This is a genomic window from Plastoroseomonas arctica (assembly GCF_018128965.1).
In the GTDB taxonomy this organism is placed as follows: Bacteria; Pseudomonadota; Alphaproteobacteria; order Acetobacterales; family Acetobacteraceae; genus Plastoroseomonas; species Plastoroseomonas arctica.
Genome location: NZ_JAAEDH010000021.1, coordinates 13,846 through 31,823 on the forward strand (window position 1 = coordinate 13,846; position 17,978 = coordinate 31,823).

18 protein-coding genes are annotated in these 17,978 nt (G+C 71.3%); 8 read left to right on the forward strand and 10 right to left on the reverse strand.

Annotation, left to right across the window (positions count from 1 at the left end; all coding sequences use genetic code 11):
* Positions 1–7 precede the first annotated feature (7 nt).
* The 5 genes from trpD to lexA all read left to right on the forward strand — a co-directional run bounded on the left by trpD (position 8) and on the right by lexA (position 4,383).
* Entirely contained in the window at positions 8–1,039 is a 1,032-nt protein-coding gene (gene trpD, locus GXW79_RS16600; protein ID WP_211875557.1) for an anthranilate phosphoribosyltransferase, read from the forward strand.
* Positions 1,036–1,875, forward strand: a complete 840-nt coding sequence (trpC, locus tag GXW79_RS16605) for an indole-3-glycerol phosphate synthase TrpC (RefSeq protein WP_211875558.1) — start codon at positions 1,036–1,038, stop codon at positions 1,873–1,875. The genes trpD and trpC overlap by 4 nt, the downstream gene beginning before the upstream one ends.
* Positions 1,875–2,348: a cyclic pyranopterin monophosphate synthase MoaC gene (moaC, locus tag GXW79_RS16610; protein ID WP_211875559.1), complete on the forward strand. Its 474-nt coding sequence runs from the start codon at positions 1,875–1,877 to the stop codon at positions 2,346–2,348. Before trpC ends, moaC begins: the two co-directional genes overlap by 1 nt.
* The gene (locus tag GXW79_RS16615) at positions 2,345–3,535 is read left to right on the forward strand and encodes a molybdopterin molybdotransferase MoeA (RefSeq protein WP_211875560.1); all 1,191 of its coding nucleotides are present in this window, start codon (positions 2,345–2,347) and stop codon (positions 3,533–3,535) included. The genes moaC and GXW79_RS16615 overlap by 4 nt, the downstream gene beginning before the upstream one ends.
* Positions 3,536–3,669: 134 nt before the next feature.
* Positions 3,670–4,383 (forward strand): transcriptional repressor LexA, encoded by a 714-nt coding sequence (gene lexA, locus GXW79_RS16620; protein ID WP_211875561.1) that lies wholly within the window; start codon positions 3,670–3,672, stop codon positions 4,381–4,383.
* Positions 4,384–4,389: 6 nt separating this feature from the next.
* On the opposite strand, the gene GXW79_RS16625 is transcribed toward lexA, so the two are convergent.
* Positions 4,390–6,510 (reverse strand): ComEC/Rec2 family competence protein, encoded by a 2,121-nt coding sequence (locus GXW79_RS16625; protein WP_211875562.1) that lies wholly within the window; start codon positions 6,508–6,510, stop codon positions 4,390–4,392.
* A 128-nt stretch (positions 6,511–6,638) separates the two neighbouring features.
* Between GXW79_RS16625 and gltX the strand changes: the two genes are divergently transcribed.
* On the forward strand, positions 6,639–8,012 hold the full coding sequence (gene gltX, locus GXW79_RS16630) for a glutamate--tRNA ligase (protein ID WP_211875563.1): 1,374 nt from the start codon (positions 6,639–6,641) through the stop codon (positions 8,010–8,012).
* A gap of 288 nt (positions 8,013–8,300) precedes the next feature.
* On the opposite strand, the gene GXW79_RS16635 is transcribed toward gltX, so the two are convergent.
* Entirely contained in the window at positions 8,301–9,284 is a 984-nt protein-coding gene (locus GXW79_RS16635; protein WP_211875564.1) for a Bug family tripartite tricarboxylate transporter substrate binding protein, read from the reverse strand.
* Between the two features lie 73 nt (positions 9,285–9,357).
* On the opposite strand from GXW79_RS16635, the gene GXW79_RS16640 reads away from it, so the two are divergent.
* A complete protein-coding gene (locus GXW79_RS16640) occupies positions 9,358–10,098 on the forward strand; it encodes a DUF1028 domain-containing protein (protein ID WP_211875565.1) in 741 nt (246 codons plus the stop codon).
* Positions 10,099–10,199: 101 nt separating this feature from the next.
* A complete protein-coding gene (locus GXW79_RS16645; RefSeq protein ID WP_211875566.1) occupies positions 10,200–10,382 on the forward strand; it encodes a hypothetical protein in 183 nt (60 codons plus the stop codon).
* A gap of 39 nt (positions 10,383–10,421) precedes the next feature.
* Here GXW79_RS16645 and GXW79_RS16650 read toward each other — a convergent pair whose 3' ends face one another.
* The 8 genes from GXW79_RS16650 to GXW79_RS16685 all read right to left on the reverse strand — a co-directional run bounded on the left by GXW79_RS16650 (position 10,422) and on the right by GXW79_RS16685 (position 17,976).
* On the reverse strand, positions 10,422–13,514 hold the full coding sequence (locus GXW79_RS16650; RefSeq protein WP_211875567.1) for an efflux RND transporter permease subunit: 3,093 nt from the start codon (positions 13,512–13,514) through the stop codon (positions 10,422–10,424).
* 31 nt (positions 13,515–13,545) lie between these two features.
* Positions 13,546–14,712, reverse strand: a complete 1,167-nt coding sequence (locus GXW79_RS16655) for an efflux RND transporter periplasmic adaptor subunit (RefSeq protein ID WP_211875568.1) — start codon at positions 14,710–14,712, stop codon at positions 13,546–13,548.
* Between the two features lie 92 nt (positions 14,713–14,804).
* Complete coding sequence (locus GXW79_RS16660; protein ID WP_246504065.1) at positions 14,805–15,284, reverse strand: CinA family protein; 480 nt, start codon at positions 15,282–15,284, stop codon at positions 14,805–14,807.
* A 14-nt stretch (positions 15,285–15,298) separates the two neighbouring features.
* A complete protein-coding gene (locus GXW79_RS16665) occupies positions 15,299–15,745 on the reverse strand; it encodes a phosphatidylglycerophosphatase A family protein (RefSeq protein WP_211875570.1) in 447 nt (148 codons plus the stop codon).
* A complete protein-coding gene (locus GXW79_RS16670; RefSeq protein WP_211875571.1) occupies positions 15,742–16,596 on the reverse strand; it encodes an alpha/beta fold hydrolase in 855 nt (284 codons plus the stop codon). The genes GXW79_RS16665 and GXW79_RS16670 overlap by 4 nt, the downstream gene beginning before the upstream one ends.
* Positions 16,593–17,006: a hypothetical protein gene (locus GXW79_RS16675; protein ID WP_211875572.1), complete on the reverse strand. Its 414-nt coding sequence runs from the start codon at positions 17,004–17,006 to the stop codon at positions 16,593–16,595. Before GXW79_RS16675 ends, GXW79_RS16670 begins: the two co-directional genes overlap by 4 nt.
* Positions 17,007–17,041: 35 nt before the next feature.
* Complete coding sequence (locus tag GXW79_RS16680) at positions 17,042–17,563, reverse strand: hypothetical protein (RefSeq protein ID WP_211875573.1); 522 nt, start codon at positions 17,561–17,563, stop codon at positions 17,042–17,044.
* Positions 17,560–17,976, reverse strand: coding sequence for a hypothetical protein (locus tag GXW79_RS16685; protein WP_211875574.1), 417 nt, complete (start codon positions 17,974–17,976; stop codon positions 17,560–17,562). Before GXW79_RS16685 ends, GXW79_RS16680 begins: the two co-directional genes overlap by 4 nt.
* Positions 17,977–17,978 lie beyond the last annotated feature (2 nt).

Consider the following 17,978-nt stretch of genomic DNA (forward strand, 5'->3'; position numbering starts at 1 on the left):
CCCCGCGATGGACGCACCTTCCCTGAAGCCGGTCCTCGCCCGCCTCGCCGGCGGGGAGACGCTGAGTGCGGCCGAAGCCGAACTGGCCTTCGGCATCATCATGCAGGGCGAGGCGACGCCGTCCCAGATCGCTGGTCTGCTGATGGCCATGCGCGTGCGCGGCGAGACGGTGGCCGAGATGGTCGGTGCGGTGCGCGCCATGCGCGCGCGCATGGTGGGCATCGATGCGCCGCCCGGTGCGATGGACATCGTCGGCACGGGCGGGGATTCCGCCGGCACGCTGAACATCTCGACGGCCGCGGCCTTCGTGCTGGCGGGTGCCGGCGTGCCGGTTGCCAAGCACGGCAACCGCGCAGTCTCATCGAAATCGGGTGCGGCGGATGCAATCACTGCGCTCGGCATCGGGCTCGACACCCCGGTCGAGAGCCTGGGCATGATCCTGCGCGACGTGGGCATGGTGTTCCTGATGGCGCCGCGCCATCACGCCGCCCTGCGCCACGCCGCCGGCCCGCGCGGCGAGATGGGCGTGCGCACCATCTTCAACCTGCTCGGCCCCCTGGCGAACCCGGCACGGGTGACACGGCAAATGACCGGCGCCTTCGCCCCGCAATGGCTGCGCCCGATGGCCGAGACGCTCGCCGAACTCGGCACCGAGCGCGCCTGGCTGGTGCATGGCCTGGGGCTCGACGAGCTGACGCTTGCCGGCGAGAGCCAAGTGGCGGCGCTTGAGGATGGTGCGATCCGCGAATTCACGGTGACGCCGGAGGATGCCGGACTGCCGCGCGCCGATATCGCGGCCATCCAGGGCGGCGATGCCGCGCATAATGCCGCCGCGCTTGTCGCCCTCCTGCAGGGCGCGCATGGCGCCTATCGCGACGTGGTGGTGCTGAACACCGCGGCGGGGCTTGTGGTCGCGGGCCAGGCGAGCGATCTCCGCGCCGGCGCCGCGCTCGCTGCCCGGGCGATCGACAGCGGCGCCGCGCTCGACATTCTCCACCGCCTTCGCCGTGCCTGCCCCCCCAAGGACTCTCCCCCATGAACGTCTCGGCCCCCATTACCCCCGCCCTGCCCGATACCGTGCTGCCCGACACCCTCGCCCGCATCATTGAAGGCAAGTGGCAGGAGGTGCGCGAGCGCTCCGCCTCGGTGCCGCAGCACGAGATGGAGAAGCGCGCGCGCGATGCGAAGCCGATGCGCGACTTCACCGGCGCGCTCTGCTCCGCCGTCGCCGAGGGTCGGATCGGCCTGATTGCCGAGATCAAGCACGCCTCGCCTTCGGGTGGGGTCATCCGCGAGCCCTTCGAGCCTGCCGCCCTGGCCGCAAGCTACGAGGCGGCGGGGGCGGCCTGCCTTTCCGTGCTCACCGATGTCGAATGGTTCCAGGGCGCGACCGCGCATCTCACGGCCGCGCGCGCGGCGTGCAAGCTGCCGGTGCTCCGCAAGGATTTCATCATCCACCCCTGGCAGGTGTTCGAGAGTCGCGCGATGGGTGCGGACGCCATCCTGCTGATCATGGCGGCCCTCACCGACACGCAGGCCGATGAGCTGGAGGAGGTGGCGCGCTCGCTCGATCTCGCCGTGCTGGTCGAGGTGCATGATCAGCGCGAGCTGGAGCGCGCGCTGGGGTTGGAGACGCGCCTGGTCGGCATCAACAACCGCGACCTCAAGACGCTGGTGACCGACATCGCGGTGACCGAGCAGCTGGCCCCGCTGGTGCCGGCCGACCGCATCCCGGTCGCCGAAAGCGGCATCCGCACACCCGACGATGTGCGGCGGATGTCGGCGGCCGGCGCGCGCTGCATCCTGGTGGGCGAGCATCTGCTGCGCCAGCCGGACGTCGAGGCCGCGGCGCGGGCGATGGTCCAGGCCGGCTGATGTCCGGCTTCACCCATTTCGACGCGGCCGGCCGCGCCGCGATGGTGGATGTGAGCGACAAGGATTGCACGGTGCGTGTCGCGATAGCGCGCGGCCGCATCGTCATGGCGCCCGAGACGCTGGCGCGGATCATGGATGGCCAGGTCGGCAAAGGCGATGTGCTGGGTGTCGCGCGGCTGGCTGGCATCATGGCGGCCAAGCGCACCGCGGAGCTGATCCCGCTATGCCACCCACTGATGCTGTCCAAGGTCTCGGTGGAGCTGACGCCGGCGGCACCCGATGCTGTCGAGATCGAGGCGATGGTGAAGCTCACCGGGCAGACGGGGGTGGAGATGGAGGCGTTGACGGCGGTCACCATCGCCGCGCTGACCGTCTACGACATGTGCAAGGCGGCCGATCGCGGCATGCGGATCGAGGCGGTGCGGCTGGTCCACAAATCCGGCGGCAAGTCGGGCGAGTTCCACGGCGCATGATCGCGCTCGAGGAGGCGCGGGCGCGCATCCTGGACGGGCTGTCGCCGACCCCGGCCGAGACGGTGGGCCTGTCGGAAGCCTGGGGCCGAGTAACGGCGCGTGCGGTGGTGGCGCGGGTGACGCAGCCGCCGGCCGATGTCTCGGCGATGGATGGCTATGCCGTGCGGACGGCCGATGCGGTGGCGGGCGCGGTCCTGCGCCAGGTCGGCGCCGCCCCTGCGGGGCATCCCTTCGCGGGCAGCGTCGGGCCGGGCGAGACGGTGCGCCTCTTCACAGGTTCCTTCGTGCCCGAAGGCGCGGATGCGATCCTGCTGCAGGAGGATGCGCAGGCTGAGGGTGCGCGCATCACGGTCGGCGAGAGCGTGGTGGTCGCGCGCTGGATCCGCCGTCGCGGGCTAGACTTCGCGGCCGGCGACACGCTGATCCCGGCCGGGCGGCGCCTGACCGCGCGCGATGTCGGGCTGGCCGCGGCGTGCAACCATCCCTGGCTCACCGTGCGTCGGCGACCGCGCATCGGCATCCTCGCCACCGGTGACGAGATCGCGCTGCCGGGCGAGCCGATCCCGGCGGGGGGCATCGTCTCCTCCAACGCACATGCGCTGGCCGCCTTGGTCCGCGCCGGTGGCGGCGAACCGGTGGTGCTGCCGATCGCGGCCGATGACCGCGCCGCGATCGCGGAAGCCGCACGCGCCGCACGCGCCTGCGACATGCTGGTGACGACGGGTGGCGCCAGCGTCGGCGACCATGATCTGGTGCAGGCGGCCCTCGGCCCAGAGGGGTTCGCGCTGGATTTCTGGCAGATCGCCATGCGGCCGGGAAAGCCACTGATCTGGGGTCGGCTCGGCACGACGCCGGTGCTCGGCCTGCCCGGCAATCCCGTGAGCGCGCTGGTCTGCGCCGTGCAGTTCCTGCTCCCTGCAATGGCGGTGATGAGCGGCCTGCCCGCCGGCGCGCCGCCCACGGTGCGGGTGCGCGCGGGCGCGGCGCTGGCCGAGAACGACAAACGCTTCGACCATCTGCGCGCCACACTCGAGGATGACGTGGCGACGCCCTTCGCGCAGCAGGACAGCTCCATGCTGGCGAACCTCGCCCGCGCCGATGCGCTGATCCTGCGCGCGCCCTTCGCCCCGGCGGTGCCGGCCGGCAGCATCGTCGAGGCTATCCTGCTGCGCGCGTTGGGCGCCTGAGGCTCAGCCCATCACCGGTGGCGTGGACGAGTCGCATTTTTTGTTTGACGACCTGTGGGGAACTTTTCTAGAACACCCGCACTGGTTGCCGCTTTGTTCACCGAGTCGCGGCGACCCCGGGAGAAGCCTCGCCCATGTTGACCCGCAAGCAGCATGAACTGCTGATCTTCATCGACAAGCACCTGCGTACCACGGGCTTCTCACCCTCTTTTGAGGAGATGAAGGATGCGCTCAAGCTGAAGTCGAAGTCGGGCATCCACCGCCTGATCACCGCCCTCGAGGAACGCCAGTTCCTCCGCCGCCGCGCCCATCGCGCCCGCGCGCTCGAGGTCATCCGCATGCCCGAGAGCCTGGGGCCGAAGTCGCGTACGCCCGAGCCCGAGGCGCCGCAATTCGCCCCCAACGTCATCCGTGGCAATTTCGCGCCCAACCTCGCCGGCGTGCAGAAATCCGCCAACGAGGCCGCCGCCGTCCACCTGCCGCTGTACGGGCGGATCGCCGCCGGCCTGCCGATCGAGGCGCTGCGTGACCAGGGCACCTCGGTGGAGGTGCCGGCCGCGATGCTCGGCAATGGCGACCACTACGCGCTCGAGGTCGCCGGTGATTCGATGATCGACGCCGGCATCCTCGACGGCGACACCGTGATCATCCGCCGTGACGACGTGGCGGAAAACGGGTCCATCGTCGTGGCCCTGGTCGATGAGAACGAGGTCACGCTGAAGCGGCTGCGCCGGCGTGGTAATTCCATCGCGCTCGAGGCAGCGAACCCGCGCTATGAGACGCGGATCTTCGGGCCGGACCGGGTGCGCGTTCAGGGCAAGCTGATCGCGCTGATGCGGCGGTACTGAACCGCCTCACTCTGTCGGCAACGGCGGCAGCTGCGCGTCCAGCACGCGCGGCGCCGGCGGCGGCGGCACCCAGGGCCGCCGGCCACGCTGGGCGCGGTCTGACAACACCACGGCGCCTTCCGGGCTGAGCCAGATGGCGTGGGCGCCGTCGCGCCAGACGCTGAAGCGGTCCACCACCTGGCTCGCGCGGCAGCGCGGCCGCACCGGCTCGGCCGAGACCAGAACCGCCGCCGTGCCGCAATAGCTGCCGGATTCGCCCATGCGCACCAGCACGGCGTCGGTGCCACCTGGCTGTGGCGTGACGCGGCAGATGTCGCCGGTGCAGCGCAGGCCGGGATCATTCGAGTTGGGCAGGATCGGCTCCGCCACGGTGCGGCCCGCGGCGCGCAGGAAGGCGTCACGGGTGAAGTTGCTGCCGCCCGAGAGCCGCTGGAGGAAGGTCCCCGCCTCCGTGCGCACCAGGATCACCCGCGCATCGGCCGAGACCAGGATATCCGGCGGGCGGATCACCAGCCCCGCCGACAACCCGGCCGCGATGATGGGAACACCCACCAACCGCCCGGCGCCGCGCCACAGGCACAGAAGCAGAAACCCGAAGCTCGCGATCGCCAGCCCCTCGGCCGGGATGGGCCGCATCGGCACCGCGGCCCCCGGCCAGGCGGCCACCGCCTCGGCGATATCCAGGGTCAGCTGCGCCCCCCAGCCCATCGCCGCGAGCGGCAGGGTATCAAGACCGAGCGGCATCAGGGCGAGGGCCAGCATCCCCGCCGGCATCACCAGCACCGAGGTGAGCGGCACCGCCAGCGCATTCGCCGCCATGCCGTAGAGCTGCACCCGGCCGAAATGGTGCAGGCCGAAGGGCGTGGTCGCCGCCCCCGCCAGCAGGCTGGTCAGCAGCAGCGCGAGCAGCGCCAGCGCAAGCCAGCGCAAGGCGGCGCGCACCACCCCCTGCCCGGCCTGCCGTCTCGGCAGCCAGGGGCGCAGCGCCTCGAACCCCGCGATCAGCGCCAGCACCGCGGCGAAGCTCATCTGGAAGCTCGGGCCGGTCAGGGATTCCGGCTGCACCAGCATCACCACCGCCGCGGCGAAGGCGAGCACGCGCGGCGACAACGCGCGCCGCCCCAGCACCAGCCCGAGCGTCACCAGCGCCGCCATCGCGAAGCTGCGCTGCATCGGCACCTGGAAGGCGGTGAGCACGAGATAGGCGCCCCCCGCGACCAGCGCACCCAGCGCCGGCCATCGCCGCCCGTCGCCGCGCAGCGCAAGCGCGGGGATTGCCGCGATGAGGAAGCGCAGGACCGTGAAGGCGCAGCCCATGACGATCGCGATGTGCAGCCCCGAGACCGAGAGCAGGTGCGCGAGGCCGGAATCGCGCATCGCCTGCATCGCCGGTGCCGGGATCGCCCCCTGGGATCCGGTGAGCAGCGCTGCCGCGACGGTCCCCGCCGCACCGGGGATCAGCGATGTCACGCGCGCCTCGATCGCGGTGCGGGTGGCGGCCAGCGGCGGCGCCGCTCCACTTCCCGGCTCGACGCTCGCAGGCCCCAGTGCCGAGCCCGACGCCCCCAGCCCCGAGAACCAGGCGCCGCGCTGGAAATCCCACGCACCCGGATAGGCCGGCGGCGGCGGTGGGCGCAGCAGGGTGCGCAACGTGAGCGTATCGCCCGGTTCCGGCCGCGCCGGATCATTGGCGCGCAGCCGCACCCGGACCAGGCGCGGCAGCGCCGCCTCCTGCCCGATGCGCGCCTGCGCGAGCGCCACGCGCCGCCCCTCCGGCAGCATCTCGACGGACTGCACGATGCCGGTGACGATCACCGCGTTGCGCGGCAGGTCGAGCGCGGGGGCGGCGTGCTCGCCATGCCAGGACGCCGCGGCGAAACCAAGTGCCGCCGCCGCGATGAGCCCCAGCGACCACCCCGCCAGTGGATGCCAGCGCGCCGCGGCCAGCGCCGCCGTGACCAGCGGCAGGACCAGCCAGCGCCAGGCGGGCGAAGGCTCCTCCAGCAGCGCAAAGTAGCCGAGGATCCCGACGCCCAACGCCACCGCGAGCCAGGGCGCGAGCGCGTCGCCCTGTCGCGCGAACACGCCGAGCCCCGCGCGCGCGAGCCGCGACGGCAGGGCGGGCACGATCGGAACTGCGGTGGGGACGGCGAAGGACAGGGTGCAACCTCCGCGTGCAATCTGGACGTGTGCGTTGCGAAACGAAAGCCTCGCGCGCGATTCACGCGGCGGAGAATCTGCGCTATTGCCGCGCCATGACCGTCCGCACCCGCTTCGCCCCCTCGCCCACCGGCTTCCTGCACATCGGCGGCGCCCGCACCGCGCTGTTCAACTACCTCTTCGCGCGCCACCACGGCGGCCAGTACCTGCTGCGCATCGAAGACACCGACAAGGCGCGCAGCACGCCCGAAGCCGTGGACCAGATCATCCGCAGCCTCGCCTGGCTGGAGCTGCCGCCCGACGAGCCGCCGGTCTTTCAGAGCGCGCGCGAAGCCCGCCACGCGGAGGTCGCACGCGAACTCCTCGCCAAGGGCGCGGCCTACCTCGCCTACGACACCGCCGAGGAACTGGCGGCCATGCGCACCGCCGCCGAGGCAGAAAAACGCCCCTTCCGCTACGACGGCTCACGCTGGATCGACGGCGCCACCCCGCCCGAGGGAGTCGCCCCCGTGATCCGCATCAAGGCCCCGCGCGGCGGCGAGACGGTGGTGCACGACCTGGTCCAGGGCGAGGTCCGCGTCGCTCACGCGGAGCTCGACGACATGATCATCCTCCGCTCCGACGGTTCACCCACCTACCTGCACGCGGTCGTCGTCGACGACCACGACATGGCCATCACCCACGTCATCCGCGGCGACGACCACCTCACGAACACCTTCCGCCAATGCATGGTCTACGACGCCATGGGCTGGGAGCGCCCCGCCTTTGCACATATCCCGCTCATCCACGGCGCCGATGGCGCCAAGCTTTCCAAGCGCCACGGTGCCGTGGGAGTCGGCGAGTTTGAAAACCAGGGCTTCCTGCCCGAGGCGGTGTGCAACTACCTCCTCCGCCTCGGCTGGGGCCATGGCGACGAGGAATTCGTCCGCCGCGAGCGCGCCATCGCACTCTTCGACCTCGCCGATGTCGGCCGCAGCGCATCGCGCATGGACTACGCCAAACTCACCCACCTCAACGGCCAGTACCTGCGCCAGGCCGACGACCAGCGCCTGGTCGACGCCGTGCTCGCGCGCACCGGCCCCACGCCGCATGCCGCGCGCATCGCCTCGCTGATGCCGACGCTGAAGGAACGCGCGAAATCCCTCAATGAAATCGTCGCCGGCGTCGCCTTCGCCCTGACCGACACCGCCCCCACCCCGGACGGCAAGGCCGCCGCCCTCCTTACCCCCGAGACGAAGCCCCATCTCCGCGCCATCTCCGACATCCTCGCGCAAACCCCCTGGGACAAGGCCGCCATCGAAGCCGCCATGCGCAGCTACGCCGAAACCCACGCCATCAAGCTCGGCACCGTCGCCCAGCCGATGCGCGCTGCGCTGACCGGCAGCACCACTAGCCCCCCGGTCGATGCCGTCCTTGTCGCACTCGGCCGCGAGGAGTCCCTGGCGCGGCTGCGGGGTGCGGCGGGGTAGGAGGAAGCAAGGCCAGGGGCTCTGCCCCTGGACCCCGCGAAGATCGTGTCGATCCTCGACCCCCATCTGTGGGTTCTTGGGATTGGGAGGGGGTTGCGGCTCGCCGGGTTGGGGAGAGGGCGCGTAGAGCTCCCGTGATCACACGAACTTCCTCGACGCGCCCCCTTCCCAACCAGCGCACATCGATGAAACACTGCCCTCTCCCAGCCCAGGACCACAAATGGGGGTCCAGGGGCCACAGGCTCCTGGCAGGGGTCGAGGGGGCGGAGCCCCCCGCCTTGCTTTCTCCTACTCCGCCCGCATCCCCCCAGCCCGGATCAGCGGCACCCAGCGGTCGTAGTCGGCCTGGATGTACTGGGCGAAGGCTTCGGGCGTGCCGCCGACGACTTGGGCGGCCTGGGTGGATTCCACCTGCCGGCGGAATTCCGGCATCGCCGCGATGGCGTTGAAGATGCGATTGGCGGTGGCGACGATCTCCGGGGCGAGGCCGGCGGGGCCGACGATGCCGTGCCAGACGTTGGCTTCGAAGCCGGGGTAGAGGCTGGCAACGGTGGGGATGTTGGGGAGGAGTGCTACCGGGCCGAGAGAACCCACGGCGATGGCCTTGACGCGGTTGTCGCGGATGAAGGGCAGCGCGGTGGAGACGGTGGGGAAGCCGCTGTCCGTCTCGCCCTGGATGAGGCTGCGCATGACTTCGGCGCCGCTGCGGTAGGGCACCGGCGTCATCTGCAGTTCCGCGCGGCGGATGAGCAGTTCCTGCGCGAGGTGGCTGGCGTGGCCGATCCCCGGATGGGCGAAGGGCATCGGCTGGCGCTGGGCCTTCGCATAGGCGATGAAGCCGGCGAGGTCATCGACCGGCAGGCTCGCCTTCACGACCAGCACGATGGGCAGGTTCACCAGGTGGCAGATCGGCGTGAAGGCGCGCATCGGGTCGTAGCTGAGGGAGGGCTGGAGTTCGCGCCCGATGGCGTTCGCACCCAGGTCGGCCATCATCAGCGTGGTGCCGTCGGGTCGCGCGGTGGCGGTGGCTTGCCCCGCGATGCCGCCACCGGCGCCGCCGCGGTTCTCGACCACGAGCGTCTGGCCGTTGGCATGGGGCCCGAAGAGGTTGGCGACGGTGCGGGACAGCGTATCGACCGCCCCGCCGGCGCCGAACGGCACGATCAGGCGCGTCGGGCGGTCCGGCCATGCGGCTTGCGCACGGGCCACGCGGGGCAGCGCCGCGGCGACCGCCAGGGCCATGAGAGCGCGGCGCGAGGACGTGATGTTCATGGATGGAATCCCCCGGTGGTTTGCGGCCATAACTGGCGCGAGTTCGATGCGCGTGCAACCGAGGAGTGACTGCATGACCTGGTCCATCTGTGCCCATGAACCGGAGAGCGGCGCCTTCGCGGTCGCCGTCGCGACGTGCAATTTCGCGGTGGGCGCGAGTTGCCCGCACACGCGGGCGGGGGTGGGCGCGGTGTCGACGCAATCGATCACCAACCGCTATCTCGGCCCCGCCGTTCTGGACGCGATGGAGCGCGGCCTGCCCGCAGAGGCGGCGCTGCGCAGTGCGCTTGCGGGCGATGAGGGGCGCAGCCTGCGTCAGCTCCACGCGATCGACGCGGAGGGGCGGAGTGCCGCCTGGACCGGGGCGCATTGCGTGGAATGGTGCGGCGATACGGGCCGGCCGGGCGCGAGCTTCGCGGGCAACATGCTGGCCGGGCCGGAGGTGCTCGCGGCGACGGCCGCGGCGTTCGAGGCCGCCCACGGCCTGCCGCTCGCCGAACGGATGATGCGCGCGATGGAAGCGGGCGATGCCGCCGGCGGCGACCGGCGTGGTCGTCAGTCCGCGGCGCTGATCCTCACCACCACCGAGGATTTCCCCGACATCAACCTGCGCGTCGACGACCACAAGGACCCGATCGCGGAGCTGCGGCGCCTGTTCACCCTGTGGGAGGAGATGGGCGCCGCGCGCATCACCAATGCGCCGCGCAAGGCGAACCCGGCCGGGTTGATCGACATCGACCTCATTGAGGCCGGGTGGCGGGCGAAGGGGCTGGACCTGCAGTTCCGCCGGCCGGATCACCCGCCCGCGCGCTGAGAGCAATTGCGGCGGCGCTGCCACGCCCGGACCATGGTGTGGCCATCGGCGTGGGGCCATATGCGCATCGAGGCCAAACGTTCTGGCTTGGGAGATTTGAGATGCGCAACACTGTGATCCGGCTCGCTGTCCTTGCCTTCGCCGCCGTCGGTCTTTCGGCCTGCATCGTGGCGCCGGCCCCCTATCGCGGCGGCTATTATGGCCCGCGCTACGGCGGCTACTACGCCGCGCCCGCCCCGCGCTACTACGGCGGGTACGGCTACGGGCATGGCTACCGCTACTAGGTGATAAGCAGCCCGCCTGAGGCGGCGGGCTGCTGCCGGCTACTCGGCCGGCGCGACGTTTGAGGGCACTGGGTTGCGGCTGAACACCCGCGCCAGCCCGTCGAAGCCCAGATACAACACCGGCGTGATGAACAGGGTCAGCACCTGGCTGACCGCGAGCCCGCCGACGACGGCGAGGCCGAGCGGCTGGCGTAGCTCGGCGGCTGCGCCCCAGCCGGCCGCGATCGGCACCGCGCCCGCCGCGGCTGCCAGCGTCGTCATCAGGATCGGCCGGAACCGCACCACGCAGGCCTCCCGCACGGCGATACGCGCCGGCGTGCCCGCGCGTTGTCGTTGCAGAGCCACGTCGACGATCATGATGGCGTTCTTCTTCACCAGCCCGATCAGCAGCAGCACGCCGATCACCGCAATGACCGAGAGGTCGAGGTTGAACAGCCACAACGTCGCGAAAGCGCCGAGTGCCGCGCCCGGCAGGCCCGACAGGATGGTCAGCGGGTGGATCAGGCTTTCGTACAGCACGCCCAGCACGACGTAGACGATCAGGACGGCGGCGAGGATCAGCATCCCCTGCCCCGCCAGCGCCTGCTGGAAGACCTGCGCGGAACCGGTGAATCCGGTGACGATGGTCGGCGGCAGGCCCATGTCGCGCTCGACTGCGCGAATGGCGTTGACGGCCTCGCCGAGTGCGACGCCCGGCGCGGTGTTGAAGCCGATGGTCACCGCCGGCAGCTGCCCCTGGTGACCGACGGTGAGCGGACCGGAGCGACGCTCGATGCTGGCGACCGCGGATAGCGGCACGAGGCCGCCGCGCGTCGAGCGGAGGTAGAGCTTGGCCAGCCCGGATTCGTCGCGCTGGTCCTCGGGCAGCGCCTCGAGGATGACGGGGTAGGCATTGGCCTGGCCGTAGAGCGTGCTGATCTGTCGCGCGCCGAAGGCCGAATACAGCGCCTGGCGCACCTGGTCGATCGAGACGCCGAGCGCGGTCGCCCGGTCTCGGTCCACGTTCACCAGCACGACCGGGCTGTCGACCTGGAGGTCGGTGTTCACGTCCTGCATCTGCGGCAGTTGCGCGAGCCGTGCTTCCAGACGCGGCGCCCAGTCGTAGAGCTCATCGAGCCGCAGACCCTGCAGCGTGTAGAGGTAGAGCGTGCGCGTCTGCCGCGCGCCGAAATTGAGGTTCTGCACCGGCTGGATGAACACCCGCAGACCCGGGATCTGCGAGGTCTCGCGGCGCAGCTGCTGCATGGTGGTGACAATGTCCGGCCGCTCGCCGAGCGGCTTGAGCGTCACGAACAGCCGCCCCTGGTTGATCGAGGCCGAGCCGCCGACCGCGCCAAGGTTGGACACCACGCTGACCACATTCGGCGATCGTCCGAGGATCTCCGCAAGCCGGCCCTGCAGGTCGGACATGGCGTCGATCGAGGCGCCGCGCGGGCCTTCGGTGTTGATCGTGATGATGCCGGTGTCCTCGACCGGGAAGAAGCCCTTGGGGATGATGATCGCCATCCAGGCGCAGGCGCCGAGCGAGGCGAAGAACACGATCCACACCACGAACTTGAACTTCAGCGCGCGGTCCAGCGCCCAGGCATAGCCGCGCTCGATCCCCACGAAGCCCGCTTCCAGCGAGCGCTCGATCGGCCCGGGCTTGGCGTGGTGGCCGCCCTTGAGGCGCGAGGCCATCAGCGGGGTGAGCGTGAGCGAGACGAAGCAGGAGGCGATGACCGAGAGGCACACCGTCGCCGCAAAGGCGTTGAACACGCGCCCGACCACACCGCCCATGAGCAGGATGGGCAGGAACACCGCCACCAGCGACAGGGTGATGGACAGGACGGTGAAGCCGATCTCCTTCGAGCCGCGGATCGCGGCCTGCATCGGCGCCATCCCCTCCTCGATATGGCGCATGATCGCCTCGAGCACGACAATCGCGTCATCCACCACCAGCCCCACCGCGATGGTGAGGCCGAGCAGCGTGACGTTGTCGATGCCGTAGCCCAGCGCATACATCAGGCCGAAGGCGACGCAGAGGCTGATCGGCACCGTGACCGAGGGGATGATCGTCGCACTCACCTTGCGCAGGAACAGGAAGCAGACCAGGACCACGAGGCCGATCGCGATCATCAGGCTTTCCTGCACGTCATGCACCGCGTCGCGGATCGAGAGGCTGCGGTCGAGCATGACCTGGAGCTCCGCCCCCGGCGGCAGCGATGCCTGCAGCCCCGGCAGCGAGGCGATCACGCCATCGACCACCTCCACGGTGTTTGCGTCGGGCTGCCGCAGCACGGCGAGGACCAGCGCCCGCTGGCCGTCGCGCCAGGAGGCCACGCGTTCGTTCTGCACCCCGTCGGCCACGCTCGCGACCTCGTTCAGCCGGATCGGCGCATTGGTGCGCCCCGCGATCACCAGCCGCCCGAAGGCCGCGGCATTCTGCGGCTGGTCGTTGGAACTGAGCGTCAGCTGCTGCCGCGTCCCGTTGAGCAGGCCCACCGGTGCGGAGGAATTCGCCTGCGCGATGGATTGCTGCACGGTGTCGAAGGCGAGGCCCATGGCCGCGATGCGGTCGGGGTCCATCCGCACCCGCACGGCGTAGAGCTGCTCGCCGAAGGTCTGCACCTGCGCGACGCCGGGAATGCGCGAGATGGCCGGGCCGATGATGGTGGAGGCGATGTCGTTCAGCCGGTACAGCGGCGTGTCGCCACCGCGCAGCGTGAGCAGGACCACCGGCGCATCGGCCGGATTGACCTTCCGGTAGGAGGGCGGCGTGGTCATGTCGATCGGCAATCGGCGCTGCGCCCGGGTGAGCGCGGCCTGCACGTCCTGCGCCGCGGAATCGATGTTGCGCGAGAGCACGAACTGCAGCGTGATCTGCGTCGTGTCCTGGCCGTTGACCGAGGACATCGTGTCGATGCCGGCGATGGTCGAGAATTCGCGTTCCAGCGGCAGCGCGACGGAGGTCGCCATGGTCTCCGGGCTGGCGCCGGGGAAGTTCGCGAAGACGGTGATGACCGGAAAGTCCACGCGCGGAATGGCGGCAACCGGCAGCCGCGTATAGGCGATGATGCCCGCGACCACGGCCGCGACGCAGAGCAGGCTGGTCATGACCGGCCGCCGGACGCAGAGCTCGGAAATGTTCATCGGGCGATCTCCGGCAAACGGTTCGGTACGGTCAATTGAGGCTCGTCACGCGCTGGGGCGCGGTGGTCCGTTCGACGGCACGGCTGCCATCGGTGACGCGCTGCGCGCCCTCGACGATGACGCGCTCGCCGGCGGCAAGCTCGCCGCGCACCACGGCACGGTCACCGATGATGCGCACCAGCTCCATCGGCCGCCGGCGCGCGGTGCCGTCGCCGGTAAGGATGAAGATGAAGCGCCCGTTCTGCCCGGTCTGCAGCGAGGCGGAGGGGATGGTCAGCGCATTCTGCTCCGCCCGCGGCACCATCGACACCTGCACGTACTGGCCGGGCCAGAGCCGGAAATCGGCATTCTCGAAGCGTGCCTTGAGCGTGATGGTGCCGGTTGTCGTGTCCACCGTGCTGTCGACGAAGATCAGCTCACCGGTGGCCGGCACCGCGTCGGCCGCTTCCGCGCGCGCGGTCACCATGGCGGTGTTGGTCCGCATTGCGCGCTGGATTTCCGGCAGCCAGCGCTCGGGCACCGAGAACTGCACCAGCATGGGGTCCATCCGCGTGATGGTGCCCAGGGCCACGTTCTCGGCCAGGCGCATGAAGCTGCCGATCTGCAGCGGCAGCGCGCCGAGCCGGCCATCGGCCTCGGCGACGATGGTCGCGAATTCGATGTTGAGGCGGGTCTGCTGGATCAGCGCCTCGTCGGCGCGCACGGTCGCCGCCGCCGCGGCGGCATCGGCCTGCGCCTGCTCGAAGCGCTGCTGCGCCGCGAAGCCTTCGCCGCGCAGCGACTGGTAGCGCACGGCGTCGGCCTGGGCGCGGGCGAGCAGGGCACGGTCGCGGGAGAGTTGGGCTTCCTGCTGGGCGAGGATCGCCTGGTTGAAGCGGCTGTCGAGGGTGAACAGGCGGTCGCCGCGGCGAACGAGGTTGCCTTCGCGCACATGCACCTGGGTGATCTGGCCGTCGACGCGCGGACGGATGGTGACGACCACTTCGGGGGTGACGATGCCGTTGGCCAGGATCTCGATCGGCACCGAGCCAACCTGCGCCGGCTCCGTGGTGACGGGGATGCGCGGCGCGGCCGGCGCGGGCGCAGGCGCGCTCGACGCCGCCTGCCCGAGCGCGGCGGCGTGGTCGAGGTAGAATTTCGCGCCCCCGCCGATCAGTGCCAGGGCAATGCCGCCAAATACCAAAGTCCGAATGCGCATCACGGTCTCCGACAGGCGAGTATCGCTTATTTGACGCGGGCAACGCACAAATAGATTGCAGGCGATCGACTGCAAGCCACCAGCCCAGGTAATCAGCCGTCCGGGAACTGGGCAAGTCCGAGGCGGAGAGCAGCCAAGACGCTCGCCGCGCGGACGGCGTCGCGATCTCCGGAAAAATGGTTTAGCAAAACCTGTGCCTGGGCGCCACGTCGCTGTGCGGCGATGAAAACGGTCCCCACGGGCTTGCCCGGCACCGCCCCGCCCGGTCCCGCGATCCCAGTGCAGGCGAGCGCGAGATCGGCGCCGGTTCGCTCCAACGCGCCCGCCGCCATAGCCAGGGCAACCGGCTCGCTCACCGCGCCATGCGCCGCGAGCAGGGCCTCCGGCACGCCAAGCAGCCGCTGCTTCGCCGCGTTCGAATAGGTGACATAGGCCTCGCCGAGCGAGGCGGAGCTGCCGGGGATGGCGGTCAGGGCGGCCGCGATCAGCCCGCCGGTGCAGGATTCCGCCGTGGTGACCCATAGCCCGGCGCGCTGCAGGGCGGCCAGCAGCGCCTCGGCGTCCCGGCGCATGGCATGATCAATCATCAGCTGAGGACCCCTGGAACCAAATATTGGACGATGACGAGGGTGGCCGCCGCCATGGCACCCGCGATCACGTCGTCGAGCATGACGCCCAAGGGCCCGTGCTGGCGATCCGCCCAGCCGACCGGGCCTGGCTTGGTGATGTCGAAGAGGCGGAACAGCGCGAAGGCGGCGATCACGCCGGCCAGTGAGGGCACCGGCAGCACGGCCAGTGCCAGCAACTGCCCCGCCGCCTCGTCGATCACGACCCAGCCTGGATCGGACGCCGCCTCCGCAGACAGGGCATGCAGCGCCCAGAACCCGAGCGCGCAGGCCAGCGCCGCGAGCGCGAGGCAGGGCAGCGGCCCGAGCAACACGCAGGGCAGCACCGCGGCGGAGCCCCAGGTGCCCGGAGCCGGCCGCAGGTGCCCGATGCCGCCGAGGCTCGCGACCAGCCGCGCCAATGTCATGGGATGGCGGCGATGAAGGCGTCGATGCCGGCGATCGCGGCGGCCTCGGTCAGGGTCGGCGCGTGGCCGGTGCCGGGCAGCGCGACCACGCTCATGTCCGGCCGCTGCTTGCGCATGCGCGCGACCGTCGCGGGCAGCAGGATCTCGCTCACCTCGCCCCAGACCAGCATGAGCGGCACATGGGCGAGGGCGCCGAAGAACCCCCACAGGTCGGGCCGCGGCCCGGCGCCGGCGCCGACCGCCTCGTCGATCAGCCTTGTGTCCCAGCGCGGATGGAAGCGGCCATCCTCGCCCTTCGCGAAGGTCAGGTCGGCGAATTCGCGCCAGCCGGCCGCGTCGAGTTCGGGCTGCGGCGGCAGGGCGGCGCGCAGCAGCGCCTCGCAGGCCTCGAGGCTTTCGGCGTTGGGATCGCGGCGGAGGAAATCGAGCACGAAGGCGTGGCCGATAGCGCCGATCTCGGGGCCGATATCGTTCAGCACCACGCCGCCGAGTGCCGTGGGGCGGATGACGCCGATCGCCATCGCGATCAGGCCTCCGAAGCTGGTGCCGACCACAACGGGCCGATCGATCTGCAGGGCCGCCATCACGTCGAGCACGTCGCGGATGGCGATGTCGGGGCGGTAGCGCGCCGGGTCGGCAGCGCGGTCGCTGGCGCCGCGGCCGGCATAGTCGAGCGTCACCACGCGGCGCGTGCGCGACTGGCGTTCCGCGAGGCGGCGGAAATCGGCCCCCGTGCGGCAGACGCCGGGCAGGCAGAGCACCGGCGAGCGATGCGCGGCGCCGGCCGGGGGCCGCCAATCCTCGGCATGGAGGATCAGGCCGTCGCGCGCTGAGATGCGATGGGGCGTCAACGCCGGCCGCGCCCTGGGGAATCGCTGGGGTCGCTGTCCGTGCGGCCAGTGGTCGGCCGGCCGCGACCGGCGCCATCATTCGGGTCATTGTCGGAATTGCCGGTGCGCGGGCGGCCCCGCCCGGCGGCGTCGCGCGGGTCATTGTCCGATTGGCCGGTGGTCGGGCGGCCACGGCCGGCTCCATCGCGCGGATCACTGTCGGAATTGCCGGTGCGCGGGCGGCCATAGCCGGCGCCGTCATTGGGGTCGGAATCGGATTGGCCTGAATAGGGGCGGCGCTGCTGCACCGGCACGGCGTTGCCGGGTGCCGTGGCCTGGCCCGCGGGCGGGGGCGCGAGGGCCATCGCGGCGCCGGGCAGGGGCGCGCTGCCGAGCGTGATGATCAGGATGCGGCGGCTCAGGCGGTTCATGGGTGGCTCCTTCCAGAGATTGTCGGATGGTGGACTCATCGGACCCGCCCACGGCCGGGGCTGTCATTGGGGTCGCTGTCGGAAACGCCGGTGGTGGGCCGGCCGCGGCCTGGCCGGTCATTCGGGTCTGAATCGGAATTGCCTGTCGTGGGCCGCCCGCGCCCCGGGCGATCATTGGGGTCGGAGTCGGAATTCCCGGTGGTGGGGCGGCCGCGGCCGGGACGGTCGTTGGGGTCGGAATCGGAATTGCCTGTGGTCGGGCGGCCGCGGCCGGGGCGGTCATTCGGGTCGGAATCCGAGTTGCCGGTCGTGGGCGCGCCGCGACCGGGGCGGTCGTTGGGGTCAGAGTCGGAATTGCCGCTCGGGCGTCTCTGGACAGGGGCGCGGCCCTGCGCGGCGGGATCGTTCGGGTCGCTGTCGGAGACGCCGGAGGGGCTGCGCGGCGGTGGCGGGCGCGGAGCGGTGCCGGGCGTGCCCAGCGTGCTGCCATCCTTCTGCGCCAGCGCCGGCAGCGGCGCCGCGATGCCGAGCACGACAAGGCGGCGCGCCAGCCTCACCGACGCGGGCCCCGGCCATTGCCGGGGCTGTCGCCGGAATCGGCGTCGGTAAAACCGGTGCGCGGGGCGCCGGGCTGGCGGCGCGGATCCACGCCCCTGCGGCCATAGCCGGGACTGTCGGATGAATCCGCGTCCGTCACGCCCGTGTGCGGCCGGTCGGGCAGGCGGTTGCGGTCAACGTTGCGCCGCCCGTAGCCGGGGCTATCGGCGGCATCGGCATCGGTGACGCCGGTGCGCGGGGGCCCCTGGCGCGGGGTGGGTGCGGCCGGCGGCGCGTATGGCGGCGGCGCATAGGAAGGCGGGGGCGCGCGACCGGCGCCCCCCGGCGTGCCGAGCGCGCTGCCATCCTTCTGCGCCAGCGCCGGCAGCGGCGCGGTCATGCCCAGGACGACAAGGCGACGGCCGATCGGCATCA